This is a genomic window from uncultured Gilliamella sp. (genome assembly GCA_945271295.1).
Classification (GTDB): Bacteria; Pseudomonadota; Gammaproteobacteria; order Enterobacterales; family Orbaceae; genus Gilliamella.
The window spans coordinates 1-9795 of the sequence record CALYPG010000041.1 but is presented as its reverse complement, the minus strand read 5'-3'; the positions used below and the strand labels follow the sequence as shown (position 1 = coordinate 9795).

Here is a 9795-nt window from a genome sequence, read left to right as displayed (position 1 = left end):
TTTTTATTGTCACCATTATTTTAGTTAAGATTCGCACTTAGTATTTGAATTCAGCTCACCCAAACATGAGTCTACAAAATGGATAAATTAGTTTTAAAAGTTAGCTATTCAACTTTAAAAGAACGTCATAAAAGCATTTGAGATGAGCAATCTGAAAACAATCGTATTCGGATTCATTGCGCGTTAAGTTGGTTAAAGCGTGCGGAGAGTGAAGCTGATGTGGATAGTTTTTTTATCTTTTTGTGGATCTGTTTTAATGCAATTTATGCTGATGATCTTGAGCAATCAAGTGAGCAGCAGCATTTGCATCAATTTTTGGCAAAGTTGGTTGCAATCGATCAAGATAAAAAGTTGCATAAGTTGTTATTCAGCAAATTTACAGGGTCTATTCGGACATTGATTGATAATAAATACGCTTTTGAGCCGTTTTGGAATGCGCTGCGCTCGCATGATAGTAGTGGAAAGTGGGAAGAGCTATTTCGCAATCATAAACAACAAGCAACCAAAGTGATTTTAACCGGCGATACAAGCACATTATTGTCGATTATTTTCAGCCGCATTTATACATTGAGAAATCAGCTTATACACGGTGGCGCAACGTGGTCGAGTGAAGTGAATCGTCCTCAATTATTGGATGCTTGTCAGATTTTAGCCGATCTTGTGCCGACTATTATCGAAATTATGTTAGAACACCCAAATGAAGATTTCGGCGAGATTGCCTATCCAGTAGTTGGTCGATAATTATTCTTCTTAGCATCCATTTTTATGTTCCAAGTAACCTCATTTTTTAGTGAGGTTATTTTTACAATTCGCATATCAAAAAAAAATCAAAAAAACTTTAGATCTTCCTTAGGAAGGAAACCCTTACTGTTATAGTTATCCTACAAAATTAAAAATAGAATGGATGGCTATATGATGAAAAAAATATTATTTTTAACCACAATTACACTTCTAACGGGATGTGGAGATGATGTAATCACAACATTAAAAAAATCAACAATCCTTGAATACCCAGCATATACATATGGACAAATTTTGGATAATCGTGTTTTGTGTGAAGATACCAAATGGGATGAGGCTAAAACACATAATGGCGTAACGGAAATTACATATAGTTGTAAATTAAAGCAAGGCATTAATCCGCCATATTCATTCGATCTTGAATTAGGGCAGAAAGTTTATGACAAGGAATACCAAATAGAATTTAATCGGTTAGATGAATTAAAAAAAGGGATATCGCCTTGTTAAAAGGTGATATTTCAGCTCTTGAAAAAGATATAAGTGCATTACAAGATGTGATTGGAAAAGATGAAAAATGGCGAAAAATTGATAATTGTGATGGAGCAGATCGCGTTAGTTTCATTTTTACATCATCTTTTAACTCTGTCAGAAAAACACTTGATAATAACTATTTTTTGCCACTTGAGACATTACTATTGTCTCCAAGCTGTGCCCCAAAAGATTTTAAAGAAATAAGTGATTATCTTGTTTCAATTGAGAATGATCCAAATTCTGTAAAAACTCGGTATGAAGCTAAAGAAACCATTAATGAAAAAGCCTACATAAAGAATTTTTTATTGAGAAATGAACGTTATCAACTCGATCTTTGTCCCGAAAGGTTGAAGAACAAAATATTGTCGAGTCGAGCAGATAAAGATAAGTTGTTAATGGTTAAAGAAGAGCTGTCAAAAAGATCTGCTGAAAATTGTCATCAAAGATTGGCCAGAGACCTTGAATCTTTCAAGCGCGCTAGAATGCCTTATCCAGATGAAGATCAGCAAGCTTATCTAAAAAAGTGCATCGTTACTGTTGATAAAGTTTCGGAACAATTTGCCATTGATATTGTAAAAAAAATGGAATTAAACGAATTTAAGTCAAAAAGTAACGAACTTTGTATAGATGATTACTTAGATACGATGAGAACTATGTCTAAAAATCTAGTGGTAATTGATTCTGCGATGAGAGATAGTTTTTACAAAAATGCCATAACAGACATTGGTGAGTTACAAAAAAAATTAATTGCCAAGAAAAATGATTTTCAGAAGTATGAACAAGAAAATACAACTCAACTTATTGAAAATAAATCTAAAGAATATGCTGAACCTAAAAGAAGAAGATTTAATACCTCAAATATTCGCTTAAGAACGGAACAAATTACATGGGTATATAATGAAGAGTTAAAAACATTTCATCTTAAAGATGCGCGCATGCTATCAACAGACGGAAATAATGAAACACACCATAAGTCATTGGACTTTACAGCGATTGTATATGCATCAACACATGATTCGATAAATACGCTGGATAGCTACATGGAATTGAAAAAGAAATTAGCACCGCAGAAGTCATTTTATTGATTAGATACATAATTAGCATTATGTAATATACTCAATTAACCTGAAGTTGCAGTTCCATCGACTGTCGTCGACGGGGTAGAAAGAGAGGTTTTTACAGGGCAATACTCGTCTCATCCGTGAGACTCGTCCTTAAAGGACCAACACTAAAGTGTTGTTCAAAATCAATCCAGTTGATTTTGTGTCCCTGCGACCCATTTTTTGTTTTTCCTGCATCTTGAAGTAACTTGGGTATATATATGAAAAACAATAAGGAGTTACCTATGTCAGTTTTTAGATTAATTAGTGTTGGAACTGGGCTTATTTTGACTGCTGCGGCAGTATATGCAGCACAAGATAAAACTACCGAGGCATGTGAGCAGGACGAGGATTTGAAATCAATGAAAACAGAAGGGAGAGTGTTAGCAGGATTCGCAACATCAGTAGTGGTTGGCGGCGTTATTAATAAAATTATTAATAGTGTTTTTGATTAGCCTGATCCTCGCCAAAATATCAGACAGATAATCTTGACAAAATCGAATTAGATTATCAAATTAATGCAACTCAACAGAAATTGTACTCTTTTGCTGCAAATCATAATGATGACAATCATCTTGTTTATAGCAAAATAACGAAAGGTGAAGCAAAGGATCTTTATGACAAAGGCTTGCTTGGTAGAAAAGAAGGGAAAGTAATTTATGATAAATTAGTATCACAAGCAATTAAATGTCCTTATTGTGGTGAGATAGGTTTTGTAGCTAGTCTTGATCATTATTTACCTAAGTCATTTTTTCCTCAATTTTCAATTTTACCTTACAATCTTATTCCTTCATGTAGAGACTGTAATTCCGGTTCAAAAGGTTCAGGATATCCGATACAAGAAGAAGAACAAATAATTCATCCATACTTTGATAAGCCTATTTTTTTTGAAGATCAATGGATCTATGCAGATGTTATTACCAGTATAAATCAAGAAGATCCTTACGTTTTAAAATATTACGTATCATGTCCAGATGGATGGAATGATATTGATAAAAGAAGAGCTAAAAAACATTTCGATAAATTTAAAATAGCCAAACGTTATGCTATCAACGCTAGTGAAGAGTTGTCAATTGTAGTTGATGCAAGAAAAAATACTCTTAAGAATTTATCTGAATTAGATTATCAATCCTATTTAATAGAACAAAGTGGTATACATCTGCATATTAATCATTGGCGAAAAGTGATGTATCAAGCGTTAGCTAATAACACCATCTTTTGTGCCTCAAAAATTTAATAGGGGCTCAGTATTATCAATGAGTAATATTGAATTTTGATTTTGTATATGGCATGAGCCACTGATGCTTTGTACAATTAAAGTTTATTGGAGTACCTAATTTATTACTACACAACCTTTTAAAAAAATTTAATTTTCAAACAATGTCAATCTAGATTCTAATTGATACATTTACAAGCAATTGTAATCCTCTCAATGCCCTGATTCTATTGCACCACCTACCAAACAACAACTAACCGGATAACAAACAGGATATAAGTTTTAAATGGCTTAAATATAATCCATATAATTCAAGTTATTACGTTATCGGTTCAAGTCCCGCCCACGGCACCAATTCAATATTCAGTAACATTCTTTAAAACTCTTTAAAGCACATCAAAACTAGTATAAATAAGGCTTAGAGCCTATTTTTCTATTCCGTAAGCATCAGTAATACACATTTACAACCACATTTTTTAGTTATATGCTTAGTTATACGAATCTCATATAACTAAAAATCGTATAACTATGGCTCGTGTAACTACCCCATTAACAGATACCCAAATAAAAACAGCTAGATTACAAGATAAAGATTATTCATTGTCAGATGGCAACGGACTATATTTATTAATAAAAAGTAATGGCTAAAAAATATGGCGATTTAATTCTTATCGTCCTATTACAAAGATTCGCTCATTAATTAGCTTTGGTAGTTATCCAGAAGTTTCGCTTCAACAAGCTCGAAAACAACGCGACGAAGCACGAGAATTAATTAAGCAAGGCATAGACCCCCAAGAACATAAAGCGGAACAAGAACAACTTAAGCAAGAAGCAATCTGCAATACATTCTACTCCATGGCTGAACGGTGGTTTAAGTTCAAAACAGAACAAGGATTAGAAGAACAAACTTTAAAAAAGGCTTGGCGTTCATTAGAAAATCATGTATTCCCTTACATCAAAGACATTCCCATAAACCAAGTAACTGCTGTTAAGGCAATCAATGCTTTACAACCATTAAATAACAATAATAAATACGAGACAGTAAAAAGAGTCTGTAGGCGAATCAATGAAATAATGTATTACGCTGTCAATATAGGAATCATCGATAATAACCCTCTTGCTAAAATTACCGACGTATTTAACAGCCCGAAAGTAAGAAACCAACCTACCATATCCCCTACTGAGTTACCGCAGTTTATGCAAGCCTTATCCATGGCTAGTATTGAGTTACAAACAAGATGCGTTATTGAATGGCAATTACTCACATTAACGCGATCTAGCGAAGCTGTAGGCGCACGGTGGGATGAGATAAATTTTAATAAGAAGATATGGAGCATTCCTGCTGAACGCATGAAAATGGATAGACCCCACAATATACCTTTATCGCCACAAGCAATGAAAATCCTTGAGATAATGAAATCTATTAACAATAAAAGTGAATTCATTTTCCCAACAGCAAGACCACCTTATAACAAGCCAATGAGTAGCCAAACCGCTAACATGGCAATAAAGCGCATGGGGTACAAAGATAAGCTAGTAGCACATGGATTAAGAGCTTTAGCGAGTACAACACTAAATGAGCAAGGCTTTAATTATGATGTTATAGAAAGCGCATTATCACATGTAGATAAAAATGCAGTAAGACGAGCTTACAACAAAGCAGAGTATGAGCAACAAAAACGCATTATGCTTGACTGGTGGGGTGACTTTGTCGAGCAAGCCAGTAAAGGGAATGTCTCATTATCCGGTAATCGAAGTTTGAAGATAGTTAATAATTGACTTAATATTGTTATTAATAAATATAATTAATTAGAGAATAATTATGATAAAACGACAAAGTTTAATTACTCAATTAGAAAATGTGGAAATCTATAAAAAATATCCTACATTAGTACCTTATGTGGGAGAGAATTATACTAAAGCAAAAAATAAGCTTCTTATTATTGCTGAAAGTCATTATTTTCCCAAAGATAGTGTGGTAAATTTTGATACATGGTATAACGCACCATATGAAAAAGCATCTCTCACCGATAAACAGTGGAAAATGATAACAACAGCAAATGTGCTAGGAAAATATAAGAAGAAGGGGAATCCATTAAGTTCTAATATAGTAGAATCCTTATTTAAGGTTGAGTGGGAAAATGCTCAAGATAAAGATGATGTTATTAGATATGTGGCATTTATGAATGCTTTCCAACGTCCTGCCCAGTATAAAGAATCAATTAAATCATGTAAGCTAGATATAGATTATGCGCAGAGTACAATTAGCCGCGTAATTAAAATCTTACAACCAAATATTATCGCTTTTGTATCAAAAAAAGCATATTACAAATGCAAATCAGCGTTACCTCTAACTATCCCATATTTTGCTGTACCTCATCCATCTTGTTGTTGGTGGAATAGGATAATGAAAAAACATGGTTCAGGTAAAGAGCAATTTGAAGCACAATTAAGAAAAGTAATAAATAGCCCTATAGAACATATACCAGTTATTTAACTGGTTTTTTATACTTCCCCCCAATATTCTAAACTTTTCATTAAAAGTGTTCACTACTATTCATATTTAAATATAATCTTGATCCTATGGTTATCAAATTGATTTATATGAAAATTATCAAATACCATAAAATTACTATTGTTATTGATCAATGAGTTATATTTTAAGGCGATCTTAATATTACAAAGGGCGATTAAATATCTATTAATATGGTGATAATGAATAAATAAAATCTAAAAAAATTATTTCAATTCGCGTTTTTTCTCGAAAATGATGGTAGGAATTTTTCAATCCTTTTAAGTCGTAGAAATTTACTACCCCCCTTCCTACCTGGCTTGAAAAATTTTCGAACACGTCAGAAGCTATGATAAGTATTTAACATTTAAATTTAAGTGATATTTTAAGCTTATCATTTGTGTGTTATTAAAATAATGTTTACTAAGATACTTATCTGTCATCTTTGGGAATCATAATACCGAGTGATACTAACTCAACATCCCCCCCTTTCTTATGATAAATCAACAACCACACCATCCTCAATCAGTTTGATAATGTCCCATACTTTTTTAATCCTCCAACCTCTGCTTCTACAAGTGATAACCAATCGTTACGTGTCCAGTTAACTAATTCACCAAGAGTGATCATACGTTTTTCAAAACCATGAAAATCGAGATATATACATCCAACAATATTATTTGCAAAATAGATATAGACATTGCCATATCGAGCACAATTGATTTTTTTGCCATTGTATCTATGGAATACTGCGGCTCGCCAAGTTTTTATTCAATCGATGAAGTCTGTGCAACTTTATTTACTAATAACTCTTTGCCACCATTCTTTATTTTTAAAATCTACTATTTCTGATGGTATTCCTTTAGCCCATTTAGGATTTTTTTTTATTAAGAAACAAATATCAGAATCAGACATTTCCATATACTTACCACTTTCATTTAATCCTAAATGAAAAAAAATATTAATAGAATCAAATAAATGAAGAATCTTTAAGTATTCTTCATATAATAGATTACCTTCGAAATAAATCAATTTACTCATATAGTTATAAGTAATTTCCATTATATTTTTATACATTGAGGTGAGAATACTGGTACTAAATTTATTTATAATATCATTAATAGCGGAACTTTTTTCCGATTGGGAGAGCGCATAAATTTTATGGGCTACAACCTCAATATCATGAGGTAGCTTATATCCTTTGTTTATCTGTTTAATAACAGATGTATAGCTATTTGACATTGAATCACCTTCCATTATTTAGGTTTGAAAAATCAGGCAATTTCCTCAGATTTTTCCAAGTTTCAGGGAAATGGGCCAATATAATGGGAGTTTGGTTTGTTGCAGTATATAAAACTGTCTCTGTATTATAATACCTACACGGGGTTTATTTGTTTACCTGTCTTTATAGGAGAATTCTCTATCATATCGACAATACAAATATAAATGTTAGTTTAAAAATAATATCGTTTATCAGATGCAAATATTTTAGCAACTATTGGGATTAAAATTAACTAACGTTCTAGCAAATAGCGGGCATTTGTTTGCCTGTTTATTCTAACTAAGAGGTTAGTTAATTAAGCCTTGTCAATTATGTGAATTCACTCATTTATCCCGCATTTCAATCACTATTACATTGCCCTTATCTTTCAAATAGTATTCTTCATCTGATGGCGAACGTAGTAACATTATTTTGTTATCATCACCATATTCCATGGTATCTCCTGCCACCATAGTTGCACCGCTTTTACGCAGATAATTTAAAATATCTTGAAACAACATAAAATAGTGTTCACCTTCATCATGGCTATTTGCTAAAACCGCGAAATCAGGTAAGCCGAAAACATCAGCACCATAGGTACGCATCCACACACCATTAACGTTTTCTACCTCATATTTGACAAAGCCACAAAAGAACATCAGTAAACAATCACATAAACCTTCCTTGACATTTTTTTCGGTTATCAAATCACTAATAACATTTATTGGTAGTGAAGTATATCCATATTCATTAATTACAGCCAAGGCATTAAATGGCTCAAAGCCAGCAGCTAAACGAGTTAATGCTAAGTATTGTTCAAGGACATCTTGTTCATATCCAACATAATATAAAATCAAATGGCTGTCATTGTTGCGAATTTGTGCTTTTATTTCCTGACTATAGTGTGCTGGACCAATACAAATTTCTAAGGAGTCCGCAGGATAAGGGGCATTAACACCAACCACCTTAATCACGTGTTTACCCCAACCGAATAAAGCATAATATCCTTCTTCAAATTGCCCAAATGGTTTGTTACATCGGATACCTTTCATCGAAACATCTAAATTGCTTAATATCTTCAATAATTTATCTTCATCAAAACAAAATTGACCTTTAAATACAATTCCTAATGATAAGGAATCTTTAATATCTGGATTTTCGACTAATGCTTCATCTGTTTGTGGTAATTTAGATTTATTGCCAAATAGGCGTGAAATAACACTCATTTATATTCCTTATGTATACCAAAATATATTTTGTTTATCTATTTATTATACATTTTCTAAATAAAATATATATAATTGTTACAACGTTAAATTCATAATATTTTTTAATTATTTTTTTTTACTAACAGATGATTTTCTTCATTTATGTATTACTATTTTAGGGATGGATACATTATTAGGGTTATGCCTAATGAAAAAATCGAATTTGATAAAATAAATTTATCCAACTAATTTTGCTGGTATGGAACAATATTTTCAAAACCAATAATTTTTGATGATATCATCCATCCAGATAAGAAAACCCAATAAGATGAATAATAAAATAAAATTACTTCAAGCTGATATTACCAATATTCCTGTAGATGCTATTGTCAATGCAGCCAATACTTCTTTGCTCGGAGGAGGAGGGGTTGATGGTGCAATACACCGTGCCGGGGGTAAAACTATTCTTGAAGAGTGTATAAAAATTAGAGCTAAACAAGGTGGTTGTAAAGTAGGTGAAGCCGTTATCACAACTGCAGGTAACCTTCCGGCTAAATATGTAATACATACAGTTGGTCCTCGCTGGAATAATGGTAACAATCATGAAGAAGAATTATTACAACGGGCGTATATAAGCTGTTTTAAACTGGCTTCTCAATATGATATTGCCAGTATATCATTTCCTAATATCAGTACTGGTATTTACCGTTTCCCTAAACACAAAGCAGCACAAATAGCATTAAAAACAATTGAAGCATGTTTAGTAAAATATCCAACAATCTTGACAGTGAATATTGTCTGTTTTGATATTGAAAATTATGATATTTATCAGTCAATCACGAATAACTTAGTATAAGTTATTACATAACTTCGATTAAACGATATCGTTTTTCGTAAATAAGTTTATTCTAATGTTAGGAAGGATGGCTTCGGTAGCTTCAGATAGCGTAAAAAAATTAAAGATAAAACAAGCAAAAACTTACAAAAAGACCAACAAGATCATAATCAGGAATAGTTGTTGAATTAAAATTATTAATAAACACATGATAAATTGCAAGTAAGGTTTTTAGGCTTTACTGTAATTACCGTTTAGTAAGAAAAGATACGATCCATAACTTGCAACATACCGGAAAAATTCCACTCTATTTATTAAGACACAAAATAAAATATCTCTTGAATTCAAGTACTAAGTGCGAATCTTAACTAAAATAATGGTGACAATAAAA

10 protein-coding genes are annotated in these 9795 nt (G+C 32.2%); 8 read left to right on the top strand and 2 right to left on the bottom strand.

Going from position 1 to position 9795, the window contains the following annotated elements; genetic code table 11:
• Nucleotides 1–219: 219 nt before the first annotated feature.
• From Q0K76_RS12705 to Q0K76_RS12675, 7 genes are all read left to right on the top strand, one after another.
• Entirely contained in the window at nt 220–741 is a 522-nt protein-coding gene (locus Q0K76_RS12705; protein ID WP_363322501.1) for a hypothetical protein, read from the top strand.
• A 171-nt stretch (nt 742–912) separates the two neighbouring features.
• On the top strand, nt 913–1248 hold the full coding sequence (locus Q0K76_RS12700; RefSeq protein WP_294616044.1) for a hypothetical protein: 336 nt from the start codon (nt 913–915) through the stop codon (nt 1246–1248).
• A complete protein-coding gene (locus Q0K76_RS12695) occupies nt 1242–2357 on the top strand; it encodes a hypothetical protein (RefSeq protein WP_294616043.1) in 1116 nt (371 codons plus the stop codon). Before Q0K76_RS12700 ends, Q0K76_RS12695 begins: the two co-directional genes overlap by 7 nt.
• A 260-nt stretch (nt 2358–2617) precedes the next feature.
• On the top strand, nt 2618–2827 hold the full coding sequence (locus Q0K76_RS12690; RefSeq protein WP_294616042.1) for a hypothetical protein: 210 nt from the start codon (nt 2618–2620) through the stop codon (nt 2825–2827).
• Nucleotides 2828–2907: 80 nt separating this feature from the next.
• Nucleotides 2908–3609, top strand: coding sequence for a hypothetical protein (locus tag Q0K76_RS12685; RefSeq protein WP_294616041.1), 702 nt, complete (start codon nt 2908–2910; stop codon nt 3607–3609).
• 630 nt (nt 3610–4239) lie between these two features.
• The gene (locus Q0K76_RS12680; protein ID WP_294616045.1) at nt 4240–5367 is read left to right on the top strand and encodes an integrase domain-containing protein; all 1128 of its coding nucleotides are present in this window, start codon (nt 4240–4242) and stop codon (nt 5365–5367) included.
• Nucleotides 5368–5410: 43 nt separating this feature from the next.
• Nucleotides 5411–6085: a hypothetical protein gene (locus Q0K76_RS12675; RefSeq protein ID WP_294616040.1), complete on the top strand. Its 675-nt coding sequence runs from the start codon at nt 5411–5413 to the stop codon at nt 6083–6085.
• 810 nt (nt 6086–6895) lie between these two features.
• Here Q0K76_RS12675 and Q0K76_RS12670 read toward each other — a convergent pair.
• Both Q0K76_RS12670 and Q0K76_RS12665 read right to left on the bottom strand, forming a co-directional pair.
• On the bottom strand, nt 6896–7342 hold the full coding sequence (locus tag Q0K76_RS12670; protein WP_294616039.1) for a hypothetical protein: 447 nt from the start codon (nt 7340–7342) through the stop codon (nt 6896–6898).
• Nucleotides 7343–7705: 363 nt separating this feature from the next.
• A complete protein-coding gene (locus tag Q0K76_RS12665; RefSeq protein ID WP_294616038.1) occupies nt 7706–8587 on the bottom strand; it encodes a DUF4261 domain-containing protein in 882 nt (293 codons plus the stop codon).
• 310 nt (nt 8588–8897) lie between these two features.
• Here Q0K76_RS12665 and Q0K76_RS12660 point away from each other — a divergent pair, with 310 nt between their 5' ends.
• The gene (locus tag Q0K76_RS12660) at nt 8898–9425 is read left to right on the top strand and encodes an O-acetyl-ADP-ribose deacetylase (RefSeq protein WP_294616037.1); all 528 of its coding nucleotides are present in this window, start codon (nt 8898–8900) and stop codon (nt 9423–9425) included.
• Nucleotides 9426–9795: the final 370 nt, after the last annotated feature.